Below are 17,162 nucleotides of genomic sequence, written 5' to 3' on the forward strand. Positions count from 1 at the left end.
GTACGAAGCCGCGGCCAGACGGACCGATGGTCCGTCGACGAGTCGCGCTCGCCGCGACGCTGGTGCTCGTTGCCGGCCTCGGACTCCCGCTCGCGACGGCGTTCGGCGCCGACGCGACCCCCGAGCCGGGCGTCGCTGATTCTCACGCAGAACACCCGCAGCCGTCCGTCGCGTCCTCGTCCGACGAGGTCAACACCGACCTCACCTGCCCGATTCCGAACGGCTCGGTCGGGAGCGGCGACCCTGACGTCAGATCCCAGCCTCGAATCGTCGAGCTCTACCCGAACCCGACGACACACGGAAACGTCGGCGAGTATCTCGTCGTCGAGACGCCCCCAGGAACTGATCTCGAGAACTGGTCGCTCACCGACGGCCATACGACCGCACGACTCCCGAACGAGACGGTTTCCGGACGGATCGCGCTCACGACCGACCCCGAGGAAACCCGCGAGCTGACCGACGATCCGGTCGCCGAACTCGAGGGAACCGTGCGACTCGCCGCCGACGGGGACGAACTCGAGCTTCGAGCCGGGAACCGGACGGTGGACGCGGTGACCTACGACCGCGCACCGACGGCCGAGCGGTGGTACCGAACGCCCGGGGCCGGCGACGGCGAGTCGACCGACGGCGCTTCCGCCAGCGGCGAGTGGTGGCCCCGGGACGCGACCTGTCTCCCGGCGTCGACCGCCGATGTCGACGAGGCGACCGCGTTCGTCCTCCCCGACAGCCCCGACGTCCCGCGGGAGACGATCCGCGAGGCCGACGACCGACTCCTGCTGGCCGGCTACACGTTCACCGACGACGACGTCGCCGACGACCTCGTCGCGGCCGCCGACCGGGGCGTCGACGTGGCGGTACTGCTCGAGTCGGGACCCGTCGGCGGTACCCCTGTAGCGACCGCGGACGTCATCGAGACGCTCGAGCGCGGCGGCGTCGACGTTCGGGTCCTCGGCGGCGAAGGGGCGCGCTACCGGTTTCACCATCCGAAGTACGCGGTCGCGGACGGGTCGGTCCTCGTAACGAGCGAGAACTGGAAGCCCTCGGGAATCGGTGGCGAGTCGAGTCGCGGCTGGGGCGTCCGTCTCGAGGACGGTCCACTCGCCGACGAGCTGGCCGCCGTCTTCCGCGCGGATTTCGAGGGCTGGGACACCGAATCGGGGGCGAGCTTTCGGGCCGACACCTCGTTCGTCGAGGACGACTCCCCGCCGCCCCGCGAGTTTTCGACGAGTCACGGGGCCGAGACCGTGCCGGTCGAGACGGCCGAACTCCTGCTCGCGCCGGAGAACGCCGAGCCGCGGCTACGGGAGCTGCTCGCCGACGCCGACGACGAGATCCTGATCAAGCAGGCCACCGTTGCCGACGACGTCTCCCTGCTCGAGGCGACCCTCGAGGCGGCTCGACGGGGTGTCGACGTTCGAATCCTGCTCGACTCGTCGTGGTACGTCGAGGACGAACACGAGGCGCTGGCGGCCGACCTCGAGCGCACGGCCGAGGAAGAGGGCCTGTCGCTCGAGGTCAGGCTCGTCGACGACACCGACGCGTTCGAGAAGGTACACGCGAAGGGGATCGTGATCGACCGCGAGGTCGCCGTCGTCGGCAGCGCGAACTGGAACGAGAACTCGCTGCGAAACAACCGCGAGGTGTTGCTCGCCTTACACGGCCCGGAGGCGGCGTCGTACTACGCGGACGTCTTCGAGAGCGACTGGGACGGCGAGAGCTGGTCGCTGCCGTTCGAACTGTCCCTCGCGGTCGTCGCTGCGCTCGCTTGCGCTGCGGCCGTCGGCCACCGATACGTGCGGTTCGGGTCGGAATAGCTCCGGCCCGCGTTCGAAACGCCGCGCCGACAAGCGTTAGTCCGCTCGGCCGGGTACCTCGAGGTACTTACAGCAGTCCGCCTCGGGGTCGAAACAGTCCGGACACTCCTCGGGACGGTCGATGATCGTGTCGAGCCGGTCCGCGACGGTGTCGTCGATCACCGCCTCGAGGGCGTGGGCCTCCTCCCGGAACTCCTCGACCTCGAGGACGTTCGCGAGGAACCGTTCGATGATGCAGTAGGTCTGGAGGGCGTCGTGGGCGCGCTCGAGACCCTCATCGGTCAGGCTCGCTCCCTTGTACTTCTCGTGTTCGACCAGGCCGCGCTCCTCGAGCTTGCCGATCATCTCGTTGACGCTGGCCGGACTGACCTCGAGCAGGTCCGCGAGCGTGCCGGTCGAGGCCGGACCGTCGTCGATGCGCTGTGCGAGGTATATCGCCTTGAGATACTGGTCTGCAGTGTTCATCGCGTCCCTCCGTCGGTGTCGGTCTGGCTGCGATCCGTCGGTCGTCGCCGCTCGCTCCGGGCGCCGATCATGCTCTGCGCTCCATGATCTCGGTTACCTCCTCGACGCCCTCCCGTTCCTCCTCGCGAATGTCGGACAGCGTCTCGAGCAGCCGGTCGCGGTCGATGGCAAACTCGCCGTCGGAGGCCTCGATCGCCTCGATCAGATCGTCGTAGAACTTGTAGGCGGTCTCCTCGTTACAGAGCTGATCGTAGAGCACGCCGTCGGTATCCTCGGGCGGTCCGTACTGTGCGTCGACCAGGGCGTTGATCTCCTCGTAGGCGACCGTCTCGGCGTCGAGATCGTCGACCAGCGTCTCGAGGCGCTCGCGGTGTTCGGCGGACTCCTCGGCGGCTTCTGCGAGCAGCGCCCGCACCTCGTCGTCGATCGTCTCGCGCTCGTCGGCCGGCAGCGACTCGAGGTGGTGGGCGGCGCGCGACTCGACCACCTCCTCCAGGACGACCCCGATCTGGAGGAGTCGGGCGAGCTGGTGGTCGCTCGAGACGCGCTGTCCCAGACTCATACGCGTACCGTCGGTGAGCGTGCTACTTAACTTCAGGCATCCCGATCCCGAGAGTCGCCGACGTACCGCCAGATGCGGCTCCCGTTCCCACCCTCGATCGTGTCGACCTGATCGAACGCGCCCTTGAGAAACCTCCACCACCCGTCGGCGGTCTCGTAGCCCGCGGGATGGATGTCGTAGAGTTCGGCGACGAACCGCGCCTTCCTCGCCCGTCCCTCGTCTCGTAGAAGCGCGATCGCGATCCCGGCGACGGTTCGTCGTTTCTCGCGCCGCTCCTCGGATCGCCCCGGTACCGAGAGTGATTCGAGATCCACGAGATCCGCGCCGACCCGAACCGTCTTCCGCTCGAGGTCGGTCGTCGATCGGTACTCGAGGCCCGTCTCGACGTCCCGATCCAGCCGACTGCGCGTCTCGGCGACCGCCCGCCGCGAGAGTTCGTCGAGGCGATCGAACCGGACGGTCTCGAGGACGGTCGCGTCCGTGCCGATGTCGTCCTCGGGGACCCTGACAACCCGTTCCGGGACCAGCGACGCCCCGGTTCCGTCGAGTTGCGCGACGATCTCGGCCGATCGGCTCGAGTCGTCCGCGTCCGCTTCGGTCGGAGACGAAACTCCGGGCTCGGCTTCGGTTCGGGACCGAGCAGGCTCCGGTGCTCGAGGCGCTTCTTCGTCCGTTTCCTCGAGCGCGTCCCGCCGGTCGACGATCCACCGGACGTAGGCATCCCGGCTCTCGAATCCCAGGAGTCGTCGCTCCGCCTCGAGTTCCTCGAGCGTCTCGGCGTCGAACGCCACCGACAGCCCCGGCATTACCGATCGGTACCGGGCTTCGATACAAAAAAGCTCGTCAGACGGACGAAAACGGCGTGTCCGAACCGCCTCGCTCGTCGTTAGTCGCGCTTTCGGAGCCGCGCCGCGACGAGGTCCTCGAGATCCTCCCGGAGCTCGTCGACCGCGATCTCCTCGAGCACGGGCACGAAGAACCCTTCGACGAGCATGTTGCGCGCCGAGCGCGGATCGATGCCGCGGGAGGTCATATACAGCAGATCCTCCTGGTCGATCTGGCCGACCGTTGCCGAGTGGCTGGCCTCGGTGTCGTGGTTGTTGATGATCAGCTTCGGCGAGGCGTCGGCCTCGGACTCGTCCGAGAGCATCAGCGTGTTCTCGCGCTGGTAGGAGCTGGTGTCCCAGGCGTCGCGGCCGACGTCCTGGACGCCCTCGTACACCGAGCGGGCGACGTCGTCGGTCACGCCGCGGGTGACGAGGTCTGCCGTCGTGTGCTCGGCGCGATGCCAGACCTTCGCGTCGAGGTCGAAGTGCTGGTCGTTGTGGCCGTAGAAGGCGCCGACGATCTGGGTCTCCGAGGAGTCGCCGTTGAGCTCCGTCGAGACGCCGGACTTGGTCAGCTGGGTGCCGATGTTGACCTCGATCCAGTTGATCGTCGCGTAGGTGTCGGCGTCGCCGCGCTTGAGCGCGAAGTTGTACGCCTCCTCCGAGAGGTTCTGGAGGCTGCCGTACTGAACCGAACTGTTCTCGCCGGCGACGACCTCGACGATCCCGCTATAGTACTGCTCCTCGGCCTCCTCGCCGGTCGACTGACGCTCCATGATCGTGACCGAGGAGGACTCCTCGGTGACGACGAGCGTGTAGTTGAACAGCGAACTGGAGTTCTGCTCGGTCCGGATCGTCACGTCCTCGGCGTCGACGCCCTCGGGGACGTGGATCACGGTCCCGGTGCTGAACAGCGCCGTCGACAGCGCCGTCAGGTAGTTCTCCTGGGGGTCGACGACGGAGCCGAACTGCTCCTGCAGGAGCTCCTCGTGTTCCTGGACGGCCTCGCTCCAGGGGAGGACGTCGACCTCGTCGGGGCCGACCTGATCCTTGTTCTCCGCCGCGTTCAGCGGATCGACGAGCGACTCGAAGTCGAGTTCGTGGAGGTTCGTCCAGTCGCGACCCGGCGTCCGGATGACGTCGGGCATGTCGAGCTCCTCGAGCGCCTCGAGCGCCTCGAGACGGGTCTCGAGCAGCCACTCGGGCTCGTCCAGCCCGTCGGAGATCTGGCGTACCTGTTCTTCGGTCAGATTGGCGTGTACCTGTGTTCCTGCGCTCATATTATCCGAGGCTCCCCTCCATCTCGAGTTCGATGAGGCGGTTGAGTTCGACCGCGTACTCGATCGGCAGTTCCTCCGTGATCGGCTCGATGAAGCCGGCGACGATCATCTTCTTGGCGTCGTCGTCGTCCAGTCCACGGGACTGGAGGTAGAAGATGTCCTCGTCGCCGATCTTGCCGACGGTCGCCTCGTGGGCGACGTCGACCTTCGACTCCTCGATCTCCATGTACGGCATGGTGTCGGAGGTCGACTCGTTGTCGAACATCAGCGCGTCACACTCGACGGCGGTCGAGGAGTTCTCGGCGCCATCGGCGATGTGGACGAGACCGCGGTAGTTGGTGCGGCCGCCGTCCTTCGAGATCGACTTCGACTCGATGGTCGAGGACGTCTCGGGCGCGTTGTGGTAGACCTTCGCGCCGGTGTCGATGTCCTGGCCCTCGCCCGCGAAGGCGATGGTGATGTGGGTGTCCGTCGAGCCGCGACCCTTGAGGATCGTACACGGATAGAGCATGGTCGCTTTCGAGCCCATGCTGCCGGAGACCCACTCCATCGTCGCGTTCTCCTCACAGATCGCACGCTTGGTGTTGAGGTTGAACGTGTTCTTCGACCAGTTCTGGACGGTCGAGTACTGAACGTGGGCGTCTTCGCCGACGAACACCTCGACGCCCCCGCTGTGGAGGTTGTGGGTGCCGTACTTCGGCGCGGAACAGCCCTCGATGTAGTGGACCTCCGAGCCCTCCTCGGCGATGATGAGCGTGTGCTCGAACTGGCCCATCCCCTCGGAGTTCATCCGGAAGTACGCCTGGACGGGCATCTCGACGGTGACGTCCTCGGGGACGTAGACGAACGAGCCGCCCGACCAGACGGCGCCGTGGAGCGCGGCGAACTTGTTGTCGCTCGGGGGGACGCAGGTCGTCATGAAGTGCTCCTTGACGAGCTCGGGGTGCTCCTGGACCGCGCGGTCCATGTTCATGAAGATGACGCCCTTCTCCTCCCACTGCTCCTGCATGTTCTGGTAGACGACTTCGGACTCGTACTGGGCGCCGACGCCCGAGAGGGCGTTCTTCTCGGCTTCCGGGATGCCCAGCTTGTCGAAGGTGTCCTTGATCTCGTCGGGGAGTTCGGTCCAGTCGTCGACGCCCTCGCGCTTGTCGACGTCCGGGCGAATGTAGGGAACGATCTCCTCGATGTCGAGTTCGGTCAGGTCCGGCTGACCGGGCCAGTCGGTCGGCATCGGCATGTTCTGGTACTGCTTGAGCGCGCGCAGACGCCGCTCGAGCATCCAGTCGGGCTCGTCCTTGTCATCCGAGATCATCCGGATGACCTCTTCGGTCAGGCCCTTGTCGGACTTGACGGCGGCGTTCTGCTCCTTCTTGAACTCGAAGCGCGCCTCGGTGTCGGTTTCTTTGAGGTGGTCTTGTTCGGAACTCATAATTGGTATGTATTCGTGTTTACGGCTGTAGCGTTATTACGGTTGTTCTAGTCGAATCCGGTTACGCCGTGCCGTAGACCTCTTCGCGGACCCAGTCGTACCCCTTGTCCTCGAGCTCCTCGGCGAGCGAGGCGTCGCCACTCTTTGCGATCTGGCCGTCGAGCATCACGTGGACGTGATCGGGCTCGACGTAGTCGAGGATGCGCTGGTAGTGGGTGATCTGGAGGATCCCGGTGCCCTGCTCGTCGCGCAGGGCGTTGATCCCGTTCGAGACGTCCTGCAGGCGGTCGATGTCGAGCCCGGAGTCGATCTCGTCTAAGACGGCGACCGACGGCTCGAGGATGGCGGCCTGGAGGACCTCGTTCTGTTTCTTCTCCCCGCCGGAGAAGCCGGCGTTGAGGTATCGCTGGGCGAACCGCTCGTCCATGTCCAGCTGCTCCATCTTCTCCTGGAGGATCTGCTGGAACTCGGCGACGCCGACCTCACCTTCGTCGACGTCGCCCTCCATCGGCGACGTCTCGAAGCCTTCGTCCTCCTCCTCTTCTGCTTCCGCTTCGTCCTCGTCCTCGAAGAGCTCCTCGCGCTCCTCGATCTTGGCGTTCAGCGCCGTGCGGAGGAAGTTCGTCATCGTGACGCCCTCGATCTCGGCGGGGTACTGGAAGCCCAGGAAGACGCCCAGTGCTGCGCGCTCGTTGGGCTCGAGTTCGAGCAGGTTCCAGGTGCGCTGGTCCTCGTCGATCTCGATATCCTCGCCGAACTCGTCTTCCTCGAGGTGGATCAGGACCTCGCCCTCGGTGACCTCGTAGGCCGGGTGGCCGGCGATGACCTTCGCGGTCGTCGACTTCCCGGAGCCGTTGGGCCCCATCAGGGCGTGGATCTCGCCCGACTCGACCTCGAGGTCGACGCCCTCGAGGATCTTCTCGTCACCGTCCGCCACTTCCGCGTGCAGGTTGCGTAGTTCGAGGCGTGCCATAGTAGTCTGTCGTGTGAACCGTGGGTCGTCCGCCTGATAACGGTTTCGTATGCGATTGGATACGGTTTCGAATAACCAAGAATATTTCACCGAACGAGAAGCGACGAGGAGCGATCCGAAACTCCGTCCCGTCGACGGTTTCGGGCCGTCGGACGGTGAAACCGCCGATATCGTTCCGAACGAGTCCGCGAAACGACGCCCTCGAGTAGTCTTTACCAGTATTGGTCGAGCCCGGTCTGTTCCTGACCCGACTTCACTTCCTCCCAGGAGACGTCCAGTGCCTCGAGGATCCGCGAGATCGGCCCTTTCAGCGTCTTCTCGAGCATCGTGTCGTAGTCGACCGCGAACTCCTCGGGGATCTGGTCGTCGTACTCGAAACAGATGACGTCGGGATCGCGCTTGAACGCCCCGTAGACGGGATCCCGGCGCGCGTCGAACCCCTCCTCGTCCTCGAGTCGCTCGAAGAAGGCGGGATCGACGCGCTCGAGGTAGAGTCGTTTGGGCTTGCTTCCGCGCTGGAAGTTCGTCCCGAGCACCCGATTCGCGTACTTGGCGCCCCGAACCTGGGCGGTGTCGGTGTCGTAGTTGTCCAGGCGTTTGCCGATCCCGCCCGGGATGGCGATCTCCTCGAGGCTCACCTCGCCCGCGCGGACGTTCTCGATGATACCCTGGACGTACTCCTTGGCGCCCTCGACGTCGCCCTCCTTGACGATCATCTCGATCACCCGATGCTGGACCTCCTTGGTGATCGGGGCGATATCCGAGCGCTGGTACTCGAAGCCGACGATGTCGACGTCGTCGACATCCTTCCCCTCCTTCCAGGTGATGTGACCGGCGTAGCGTTTCTTCTTTCCCGCCTGGAAGAAGCGCCGGTAGAGTTTCTCGAACTCGATCTGGAAGCGGTGGGCCTCGGCGTTCAGGTCCTCGCGCGCAAAGTCGTCGTAGCGGTCGTTGATGTGCTCTTCAATCTCGAAGGACTGCTCGATGGCTTCCTCCTTCGAGACGTCGGGTCCGAGCTCGAGCATGACGGAGTCCGTATCACCATACGTAACCTGATAATTCATCTCATCCGCGGCAGTTTCCGTAAATTCGATTACTTCGCGCCCAGTAGCGGTGATCGCGGATGCTGCCTCCTTATCATAAAGTCTGAATTGTTCCCATCCTGATACACCATACAACGAGTTCATGATAACCTTTACCGCACCCTGCTGGCGGTCGTACTGCTCGTATTCAGGTGATCCGGGTTTGTGCTCGTTCCGGAGCCCTTTCTTTTCCTCGCGCTCGGCGAGCAGCTCCGTGATCATCTCGCGCATCACGCCGTCGGGCTCCTTGCGAAAGTGGATGGGGTCGGGTTGGGTCGGCGCGGTGTAGGTCTCGCCGTCGTACTCGTCGGGATCGACCCGCGTCTCCGGCGAGGCGTTGATCGTCGTCATGCACATCGGGTACAGCGACTTCAGGTCCAGTACGGTGACGTTCTCCTTGACGCCCGTGATCGGATCGAAGACGGCTCCGCCCTCGTACTCCTCGCCGCCCTCCTGTTGTCCCTTCGAGGGGAGGGCGAACTGGCCGTGGGCCTGGTGGAGGACGTACATGTCGACGGCGTCGCCGGGCGTGGGGGCGTCCTCGAGCTTGCAGCCGACGAACGATCGGACCTCGTCCCAGAACGGGATGATCTGTTGCTGGCGATCGAGTTCGACGCAGATCTCGACGTCCCGGAGGTTGTACGCGAGCAGCTGGGTCGGGTCGCCCTCCCAGAGGTCGCCGATGTCGCCGGTGTAACGTTCCTTGCCGACCCCGAGTTCGGACTCGCCGACGGCGTCCAGCCGGTAGGAGTCGAGTTCGGAGAAGACCATCCGCTGGTAGCCATAGAGCAGGTCGAAGACGACTCGACCCTTGATGTCGGGACCGCCCCAGTTGCTGCGCCAGACCTCGTCCACTCGGGAGAGGCGATCGATCTCGAGGTTGTAGTCGTGATGAGGACCCTGGAGTTCCTCGAGACGATCGAGGAGGTATGGTGCGTCGAAATCATCGCAGTTGTGGACCAGACACCCTTCAGCGATGAAGTTATGCGTCGTCGTTTCGATGTCGTAGGTCGTTTCAGTACCAGTTACCGAAACGTCCGTTACCTCAACGAAGACGTACTCTTCCCACTCCTCGGAGTGTGTCTCATGACGTTTGAGGTTGATACCTCGCCGGTGTTTGTCGTTCCCGACCCGTTTGGCGTCAGTCCCGACATCAGCTTCGAACAATGCGTATGGGATGTTCTCGGATTGAGCGCTTTTGCCGCCCTCAAAGTCCGTTAGGGCGTCTTTCTTTTCGGGATGTCCCATATGCGGGAGAACGCAGTCCTTCAGTCGATCGATGCCGCGTTTCGCATCGGGAATCCTAACGACGTTCTCTCGTTGCTGCGCGTAGATTCCAAGTCGCTTGAATAGCTTTACGTACCACTCACCGATCGACCGGTTCTCGGCAGCAACTGTGATCCCACTTTGCGCAATATTTCCGTCGCCATCGATAGCTCCTGCCAAGAAGCGACTGATGTATTCGGACGGCATTTCGTAAATCATCGAGAGATCGACGGGGCCGTCGTTTTTGTTTCCAAACGGAATACCGAGCCCGTTAAGGGCATACATCATCGCATAATCCAGCACGTTCTGTTTGTAACATCCCTTTCCGTCCGGTTCTAAGTGATTCTCGCCAGGGAATTGTCGATGAAGTTCTTCTCGAGTGTTGTAGAACCGAACGCCATCATCTGTCGACATCGACCCGTCCGTGAGGATCAGCCCAGCGTAATAGAGTTCGTCAGGCGTTATTTTTCGTTCGAGAGCAACACCCGTTCCCCGATATTCGACGCCACCATCTGGAACGGGAACATCGTACTGGCTCGCTGCATCTCGACAGCGTTTCGGCGTCCAGACGGTCGTGTGAGGGTGGTGTAACGTTCCGGTTGCAACGTCGAATTCGTCGGCTAACTCGGTGATGGCACCGTATGGAAGATCCGTCTTGAATTCTGAGACCGTCTGTTTGTTGGCGTACCGTTGGTTCTCTACTGGAATGAGTTCCGAAAGTGTGGGGACGATCGGCTCTTCGACGGAGAGTCTCCGCGGCTTGAGTACGTAATCACCAGATTCGATTTCGCCCCCCTCCTTCCAGTCTACAGTATCGTCGTCCCCGACCATTATCCGATGCTCGGCTGACGATCGGAGCGAGGATCCATCAGCTAACGAGAATTCACGAATCTCTTTTTTGCTTTCCCACTTGTTCGTTACTTCTGCAACGCTTGTTTGCTGTGATTCGGAACCGACTACCGAATCCCCGATTTCGATATCTTGTATCTCTTTTTCGGTTCCGTCCGCCATGAGGACGTCGCTATCCGCCGGAAGACAGTTCCAGCCAGTGACGATGTCTGGATCTGCCTTATTTCGATCAGCAACGTAGTCGACGAACGCTTCGAGCATCGCCTCCTCCTCCTCGAACGCTCGAACCTCGTGGTCGATCTCGCCCTCGATCGGGTCGTACTCGGTGATCTCGTCGGGAATGTGGCCGGAACCCTCATCGGCTGCACAGACCCACATGATGTACTTATCACGGTAGGAGTCGTGGCTGGTGAGACAGACGATGGGTTCTTCGCCATCCTCCGGGAAGCCGTGGCGGTCCTCGACCTCGATGTCGAACGTCAGCACGCGCGGTTCGGCGTCGACGTCGGTCGCCTCGACCTCGTCGTGGGGGACGACCAGCGAGCCGTCGTCGGCCCGCCGCTCGGGGACGCGAATCCCGCTGCGGACGTCCTTGTCGATGAGAAACCGGTTCGGGAAGAGGATGTCGGCCTCGTAGTGTTCGAACTCGTCGCGGACCTGGCCGACGTCCCGCGGCGTTTGCCCGAAGATCTTCGTCAGCTTCTCGCCGCGGATGCTCTCGTAGGGCTTTCCGTTTCGGTCCTCCTCGCGGCTTCCGGTGAGCCGGTCGTACGCCTCCTCGGGCGGGCGCTCGAGGCTGTCGGTCGGCGCGTAGAAGTATGGGCGAAAGCCGACGACCTGGACGTGCTCGAGTTCGCCGTCGGTCGTGCGGCCGAAGACGTGCATGATCGGGCGCTCGTCGTCGCCGTAGCCGGCGATGGTGTAGTCGACCTGCATCACGGCGAGCTCGAGTGCTCCCGTCGGCTCCGGAAGCGTCTCCTCGCGAACGTCGATCACGGCTGTGCTGTCTCCCGTCCCGTCGCCGGCGACGGCGGCTGCCTCTTCGTCCGGCCGTTCGGAAGACTCGCGGGAAAACTCCGCGAGTCCGGTCTGGCCCGCCTCGGTCATTGTGTCGACGTTTGGCGCCGCCGGTTAAAAACCCACCATTCCCGTCGATACCACGCAAAACTGAAGGAAGAACAAAGCATATAATGTGGTAACACATAGCAAGGACGAGGTGACCGACGTGTCCACTCGTGCCAACGAAGACGAGATGACGGATCGAGGCGAACCGAGTAGCGAACCCGAGGGCACAGCGACGATCGAGGCCTACGAGATCGACGACGGCGTCGTGTTCTACGACGCGGAGAACCCCCTCGCGTGGGTCGAGACGAGCAGGACGCTGACGCTCGAGGAGTTCGTCTGAGAGTTCTGCGGGTGAACGCGAATCCTTTTCCTTGCGCTTCCCGTTTTCGGACCTGTGGTGTTCGACCGATCCGAACACGAACCCGAGGAGTGGGACCCCGAGGAGGAGTTTACCGACCCCGACAGCGATTCGCTGACGATTCCGCGAGTGTCGACCGAGGACGCGGGGTCCGACCTCGGGTCGGATCTGCGCTCGGAGTTCGAGCCGTCGACCGACTCGGAGACGGCGGTCGAAACCGACGTTCCGAGCGACCTGCTGCAGGCGTTCTGGTCGATCGTGCTCGTCGTCAACGCGGCCGTGCTCGCGTTCTCGCTCGGCGTGTTGTTCCTGCTCTTCGACGGTCTCTCGACCAACAGTTTGGTCCTCGTCGTCGGCGGGCTCGTCCTCTTCGGGTTCGCCGCCTACCGATACCGGAGCTACCGGGCGACGAGCCGCGACGATCCGACGACGACCGACGACGAGGCGAGCGACTCCGGCGCCGACACGAATACCGCACAGTCAATTCCCGGCGAAACGACTTCGGAGTCGGAGTCCGACCACCGATCACCCGACGATCCCGACCGATCATGAAACCCGTCCAAGACGACACCGGGAAGCGATACGTCCTTCTCAAACGCTCCGAGCACGCGAGTCTCGTTCGCGACCCCGAAACCGGAAACGAGTGTTACGTCCAGAACGACCGCCTCGAGCACCTCGCCGAGGAGTCCGTTCTCGAGACGGCCGCCCGAACGGTCGGCGAACCCGTCCGAACGCTGCTGTCGGCCGTCCACGACGAGACCGGTCTCGGGCTGCTCGTCGAACTCGGCAAGCGCGGTCCGCTGGGCGTTCGCGAACTGATCGAGACCTACGACTGCTGCGAGAGCGATCTCCACGGTCGGCTCACGGTGCTGACGGCGGCGGACCTGATCACCGAAACCGACGTCGCCGGCGAGCGCGGCTACCGACTCACCGACGACGCCGAAACCGCACTCGAGACGATCGGTGCGGACATCGACGAGGAGTCGGCCGCGACTCGATCGACCGACGACGATTCGTCCGGGACCGAACCCGGCTCCTGACCGGATCTGCTCGCCACTTTCGAACCTGTCACTCCGAGGTCAGCAGCGCCGCCTCCGTCGGCCGGCCGCGCTCGAGCCGGGACCGGTTCGAGGTCGCGTCCTTCTCGACGCGGACCAGCGAGTCCGCCGCGCCGATCAGCTCCTCGTCGTGGCTGACGACGACGATCTGTTCGACGCCCAGATCCCGCATCGACTCGACCAGCGAGACCAGCTGCGTGACGTGTCCCGAGTCGAGGAAGACGGTCGGCTCGTCCAGGATTAGCGGCGGCATCGGCGCGGTTCCCTCGACGCCCTCCGCGAGCAGCCGGTAGATCGCACACCGCAGGCTGAGGTTGAACAGCGCCCGCTCGCCGCCCGAGAGCTGTTCGGGCTCGAGCGGTTCGCCGTCCTTCTGGTAGACGGTCAGTCGGTACTCCCCGTCCAGGTCGATCGCGGCGTAGGAGTCGTTCTGGTAGACCAGGTCGAACGTCTCGTTCAACAGTCGCTCGAGGGTCTCGACGTTGCGCTGGCGCAGCTCCGCGCGCAACTCGCCGTAGGTCGTCTGCAGCGTTTCGGCCTCGTCGTACAGCGAGTCGAGCTGCTCGAGTTTCCCCTCGACGGTCTCGAGGCGCTCTCGAAGCCGCTCGAGCTCCTCGATCTTCTCCTCGACGCCGCCGATCTTCCCCTGTAACTCGTCGCGGTCGGCCTCGAGTTCCGCGAGCTTCTCGTCGACCTTCTCGAGGTACTGCTCGGCGTTCGATTTCTTTGTGCGGGCGGTTTCGATCCGGTCGTCGTCGAACTCGGACTCGAGTTCGCGCTTGCGCTCGCGGTCGGCCGAGAGCTGCTCGCGGCGCTCGTCGTTCATCGTCTCCCAGTCCGTGCGTCGCTCCCGCAGCGTTTCGATCTCACGGGCGAGTTCGGCGCGCTCGGCCCCGATCTCGCTTACCCGACGAAGCGTCTCCAGTCGGTCCTTGATGTCGCCGCGCTCGGCGTTGATCTCGCCGAGTTCCGCCCGCGCGTCCGAGACCTCGCTTTCGAGCTCGCTCGCCCGCTCGCGGTTCGTCTCGGCCTCGCGCTCGTACTCGTCGGCCTCCTCGCGGAGTCGGTCGCGTTGCTCCCGTCGGTCCTCGAGGCTCCCGCGCTTCTCGGCGAGCAGCTGCGCGACGTTCTCGCGGTTCTCCTCGAGGCGGTCGACGCGTCGCTCGGTCTCGACGAACGATTCGGCGCGCTCGATCCGCTCCTCGAGGTCGTCGCGGTCGTCCTCGAGGCCCGACAGCCGCTCCTCGAGCGCCGCGAGTTCGTCGTGTTTCTCCTCGAGGACGTCGACGTGAGGGGAGTCCGCGACGTCCTGGCCGCACTCGGGACACTTCCCCTCCTCGCGGAGCCGCTCGCCCTCCTCGATCGCGTTCTCGACGGACCGGATCTCGGCGGTGACGTCGTTGATCGTCGAGACGAGCTCCTCGCGCTCGCTCTCGAGGTCCTCGAGGTAGCTCTCGGCCTCGCCGAACGCGACCGGCGCGTCGTCGAACGCCGAGCGGGCGGACTCGAGGTCGTCCTCGAGGTCGTCGACCTTCTCCTCGCGGTCGGCGATGGCCTCGCGGTCGGCCTCGATCCGCTCGGTGAGGTCGTCGGCCTCCTCGCGGGCCCGCTCGGCCTGGGACTCGAGGTCGTCGGCCTCCTCGCGCAGCCGCTCTATTTCGCCGTTGCGCTCCGTGATCGAGACGCGGACGTCCTCGAGGCCGTCCCGGAGCTCCTCGTCGCGGGCCTCGACCTCCTCGATTCGGGACTCGACCGCGTCGGCGTCGCCCGTTTCGAGCTCCGTTTCCGCGAGCAGCCCGTCGCGCTCGTCCGCGAGTTCCTCGCGTTCGCTCCTTCGCTCGCGGAGGGTCTCGCCGGCGTCCTCGCGCTTTCGCTCGGTCTCGGCGATCTTCGAGCGCAGCTCCTCGATCCCCTCCTCGAGGTCCGCGATCTCCTCGCGGGTCTCCTCGTGGCGTTCGAGGACGTCCGCGGCCGTCTCGAGGGTCTCCCGCGCGTTCTCGCGCTGGGACTCGAAGCGTTCGATGTCGGCGACGACGTCGGCGTGGCTCGACTCGAGGGCGTTCAGCCGGTCGTGGAGATCCTGGTCTTCCTTGCGTTCGACCTGCGTCCGGAGGTCCTCGAGCACCTCGCGCTGGCCGTCGAGCACCGACTTGACGCCGAGCCGGGCGTCGCTGGCTCGTTCGCGGTACTCCTCGAGCGCGCCCAGCTGCAGGAGGTCGTCGATCATGTCCTGGCGCTCGCCCGGCGAGGCGTGGATCAGCTTGTTCACCTCCCCCTGGCGGACGTACGCACAGTTGACGAACGCCTCGGCGTCCATCCGCAGCAGTTCGGTCACCTCGTGGCGGACGTCCCGCGCGCCCTCGATCGTCTCGCCCGGCCCCTCGAGAACGCACTTGGTCGTCGTCGCGCGATCGCCCCGCAGCTTGAGCCGCCGCTCGACGCGGTAGCTCTCGCCGTCGTGGGTGAACTCGAGTTCGACCTCGCAGTCGTCCTCGCCGGTCGTGATCACGTCGTCGAGGGTGCGATCGCCCAGCGCCTTCGAGCCGTACAGCGCGAAGAAGACCGCCTCGAGCAGTGTCGACTTCCCGCTGCCGTTGACGCCGTGAACGATCGTCACCCCCCGCTCGAGGCCGAGCTCGGCCTCGCCGTAGCACTTGAAGTTACGCAGGCGGACGCGGTCGACCCTCATTCGAAATCACCCAGCGAGGCGTACTCGCCGCCGGAACTCGGCGCCGATCCGGAGTCAGAGCCGTCCCCGGAGTCCGTCGCGGCGGCGTCGCTCCGTTCGTCGGCTGCGGAATCGGCCTCCCCGTTCGCGTCGCCGTCGACCGCGCTCGCGGGGTTGTCGCTCGCGCTCTCGTCCGCCGCGGACTCGGCGCGACTCGGTTCGTCGGCGCCAGCGCCGGCTTCGCTCTCCGCTTCGGCCGAGAGCTGGTTCGCGACCGTCGACACGTCCTCGTCGCCCGGCTCCCGATCGGGTGCGGGTTCGAAGGCGGCCCCGTCGTCCTCGAGCAGCTCACGGGTGCATCGCTCGACCCGTTCGCGGACGTTCGCGTCCGCGAGGTCGTCGTTCCGGACGGTGCGGTCGATCTCGAGGGCGGCGTCGCTGAGGCCGAGTTCGCGAACCCGCTCGCGAACCGCGTCGTCGGGGTCGGCGAAGCTGACCGAGACCGCCTCGCCCTCGTCGGGCAGTTCGCGGCGGTCGTTCACGCGAGCGACGAGCGCGCCGCGATCGACGGCGAGTTCCTCGACGGCTGCGGGCGTGATCGGCTTCCCCTCGCCCTCGACGGTGACGACGACGACCGCATCCTCGAGGTCGTGCTGGCGGACCCGCTCCTGAACGCGGTCGACGCCCTCGCCCTCGGCGAGTTCGACGTCGACGAAGACGAACTCGCGGGTCGACTCGATCCCTCGGCGACGGATCGCCGGCTCCTCGCCGGGTTCGAAGTCGACGAGGTTGTACCCGCGGTCCTCGCGTTCGCTCGCGCTCGCGCGCTCGGTCGATCCGCAGTAGGTGACCCACGTCTCCCGTAGCTCGGCGGTGTCGGGGTGGTGGTTGTCGCCGAGCAGGACGGCGTCGAACTCGACCGTCGACTCCTCGAGGAGTCGCTCGGTGTCCCAGTCGGCGTGGGGGAACGGTTCGAACAGGCCGTGGCTCACGAGGGCGGCGTGCTCGGTCTCGTCGGGGACCGGGGCGAACTCGTACTCGAGGTCCTCGCGCCGGGAGCGGGGGACGAAGTCGAGCCCGTAGAACGCAACGTCCTCGAGGACGTACGGCTCGGCGCCGAGTCGGGTCGCGAGCCCGAGGTCGGCGAAGAGGTCGAGCCACTGGGCGTCGCGTTTCCCCTCGTGGTTGCCGACGACCGCGAGGAAGGGGACGTCGGCGTCCTCGAGCGAGCGAAGGATCTCGACGGTCCCCTGGAGGTCGACCAGGTTCGGCCGTCGGTCGTGAAAGAGGTCGCCGGCGTGGATCACGGCGTCGACGTCGCCCTCGATCGCATCCTCGGCGACGCTCCGGAAGGCCTCGAGGAAGTCCCGTCGTCGTTCGGGCGAGTTGTACTGCTGGTACCCGATGTGGGTGTCGCCCGTGTGTATCACCCGCGTCATCTGTCGGGAGTTAACCGCGGGGCC

13 protein-coding genes are annotated in these 17,162 nt (G+C 65.1%); 4 read left to right on the forward strand and 9 right to left on the reverse strand.

The annotated features are described in order from the left end of the window. The first annotated feature begins 26 nt into the window (after positions 1–26). Positions 27–1,814: a phospholipase D-like domain-containing protein gene (locus ACNA7R_RS02465; RefSeq protein ID WP_416281953.1), complete on the forward strand. Its 1,788-nt coding sequence runs from the start codon at positions 27–29 to the stop codon at positions 1,812–1,814. Positions 1,815–1,850: 36 nt separating this feature from the next. Here the strand turns inward: ACNA7R_RS02465 and ACNA7R_RS02470 are convergent, their stop codons facing one another. The 7 genes from ACNA7R_RS02470 to ACNA7R_RS02500 all read right to left on the reverse strand — a co-directional run bounded on the left by ACNA7R_RS02470 (position 1,851) and on the right by ACNA7R_RS02500 (position 11,657). After that, complete coding sequence (locus ACNA7R_RS02470; RefSeq protein WP_416281954.1) at positions 1,851–2,279, reverse strand: metal-dependent transcriptional regulator; 429 nt, start codon at positions 2,277–2,279, stop codon at positions 1,851–1,853. A 67-nt stretch (positions 2,280–2,346) separates the two neighbouring features. Further along, positions 2,347–2,841: a ferritin-like domain-containing protein gene (locus tag ACNA7R_RS02475; protein WP_416281955.1), complete on the reverse strand. Its 495-nt coding sequence runs from the start codon at positions 2,839–2,841 to the stop codon at positions 2,347–2,349. 32 nt (positions 2,842–2,873) lie between these two features. Continuing rightward, positions 2,874–3,647 (reverse strand): hypothetical protein, encoded by a 774-nt coding sequence (locus tag ACNA7R_RS02480; protein ID WP_416281956.1) that lies wholly within the window; start codon positions 3,645–3,647, stop codon positions 2,874–2,876. 80 nt (positions 3,648–3,727) lie between these two features. Continuing rightward, entirely contained in the window at positions 3,728–4,948 is a 1,221-nt protein-coding gene (sufD, locus tag ACNA7R_RS02485) for a Fe-S cluster assembly protein SufD (RefSeq protein ID WP_416281957.1), read from the reverse strand. 1 nt (position 4,949) lies between these two features. Then, positions 4,950–6,380: a Fe-S cluster assembly protein SufB gene (gene sufB / locus ACNA7R_RS02490; protein ID WP_416281958.1), complete on the reverse strand. Its 1,431-nt coding sequence runs from the start codon at positions 6,378–6,380 to the stop codon at positions 4,950–4,952. A 61-nt stretch (positions 6,381–6,441) separates the two neighbouring features. Further along, positions 6,442–7,353 carry an ABC transporter ATP-binding protein gene (locus ACNA7R_RS02495; RefSeq protein WP_416281959.1) on the reverse strand — a complete coding sequence of 304 codons (912 nt, stop codon included), beginning with the start codon at positions 7,351–7,353 and terminating at the stop codon, positions 6,442–6,444. Positions 7,354–7,565: 212 nt separating this feature from the next. Beyond that, positions 7,566–11,657: a DNA polymerase domain-containing protein gene (locus ACNA7R_RS02500; RefSeq protein WP_416281960.1), complete on the reverse strand. Its 4,092-nt coding sequence runs from the start codon at positions 11,655–11,657 to the stop codon at positions 7,566–7,568. Positions 11,658–11,766: 109 nt separating this feature from the next. Between ACNA7R_RS02500 and ACNA7R_RS02505 the strand changes: the two genes are divergently transcribed. The 3 genes from ACNA7R_RS02505 to ACNA7R_RS02515 are packed head-to-tail and all read left to right on the forward strand — an operon-like array spanning position 11,767 to position 13,013. Beyond that, the gene (locus ACNA7R_RS02505) at positions 11,767–11,955 is read left to right on the forward strand and encodes a hypothetical protein (protein ID WP_293032590.1); all 189 of its coding nucleotides are present in this window, start codon (positions 11,767–11,769) and stop codon (positions 11,953–11,955) included. Between the two features lie 54 nt (positions 11,956–12,009). Further along, positions 12,010–12,525, forward strand: coding sequence for a hypothetical protein (locus ACNA7R_RS02510; protein WP_416281961.1), 516 nt, complete (start codon positions 12,010–12,012; stop codon positions 12,523–12,525). Then, positions 12,522–13,013, forward strand: coding sequence for a hypothetical protein (locus tag ACNA7R_RS02515; RefSeq protein WP_416281962.1), 492 nt, complete (start codon positions 12,522–12,524; stop codon positions 13,011–13,013). The genes ACNA7R_RS02510 and ACNA7R_RS02515 overlap by 4 nt, the downstream gene beginning before the upstream one ends. A 28-nt stretch (positions 13,014–13,041) precedes the next feature. Here the strand turns inward: ACNA7R_RS02515 and rad50 are convergent, their stop codons facing one another. Beyond that, positions 13,042–15,720 (reverse strand): DNA double-strand break repair ATPase Rad50, encoded by a 2,679-nt coding sequence (gene rad50, locus ACNA7R_RS02520; protein ID WP_416281963.1) that lies wholly within the window; start codon positions 15,718–15,720, stop codon positions 13,042–13,044. Then, complete coding sequence (mre11, locus tag ACNA7R_RS02525) at positions 15,717–17,138, reverse strand: DNA double-strand break repair protein Mre11 (RefSeq protein WP_416281964.1); 1,422 nt, start codon at positions 17,136–17,138, stop codon at positions 15,717–15,719. The genes rad50 and mre11 overlap by 4 nt, the downstream gene beginning before the upstream one ends. Positions 17,139–17,162: the final 24 nt, after the last annotated feature.

Source organism: Natronococcus sp. (genome assembly GCF_047921035.1).
Taxonomy (GTDB): domain Archaea; phylum Halobacteriota; class Halobacteria; order Halobacteriales; family Natrialbaceae; genus Natronococcus.

Excerpts from the sequence above, each read along its gene's own strand:
- ACNA7R_RS02465 (WP_416281953.1), top strand. The coding sequence starts at position 27 with ATGGTCCGTCGACGAGTCGCGCTCGCCGCGACGCTGGTGCTCGTTGCC.
- ACNA7R_RS02470 (WP_416281954.1), bottom strand. The coding sequence starts at position 2,279 with ATGAACACTGCAGACCAGTATCTCAAGGCGATATACCTCGCACAGCGC.
- ACNA7R_RS02475 (WP_416281955.1), bottom strand. The coding sequence starts at position 2,841 with ATGAGTCTGGGACAGCGCGTCTCGAGCGACCACCAGCTCGCCCGACTC.
- ACNA7R_RS02480 (WP_416281956.1), bottom strand. The coding sequence starts at position 3,647 with ATGCCGGGGCTGTCGGTGGCGTTCGACGCCGAGACGCTCGAGGAACTC.
- sufD (WP_416281957.1), bottom strand. The coding sequence starts at position 4,948 with ATGAGCGCAGGAACACAGGTACACGCCAATCTGACCGAAGAACAGGTA.
- sufB (WP_416281958.1), bottom strand. The coding sequence starts at position 6,380 with ATGAGTTCCGAACAAGACCACCTCAAAGAAACCGACACCGAGGCGCGC.
- ACNA7R_RS02495 (WP_416281959.1), bottom strand. The coding sequence starts at position 7,353 with ATGGCACGCCTCGAACTACGCAACCTGCACGCGGAAGTGGCGGACGGT.
- ACNA7R_RS02500 (WP_416281960.1), bottom strand. The coding sequence starts at position 11,657 with ATGACCGAGGCGGGCCAGACCGGACTCGCGGAGTTTTCCCGCGAGTCT.
- ACNA7R_RS02515 (WP_416281962.1), top strand. The coding sequence starts at position 12,522 with ATGAAACCCGTCCAAGACGACACCGGGAAGCGATACGTCCTTCTCAAA.
- rad50 (WP_416281963.1), bottom strand. The coding sequence starts at position 15,720 with ATGAGGGTCGACCGCGTCCGCCTGCGTAACTTCAAGTGCTACGGCGAG.
- mre11 (WP_416281964.1), bottom strand. The coding sequence starts at position 17,138 with ATGACGCGGGTGATACACACGGGCGACACCCACATCGGGTACCAGCAG.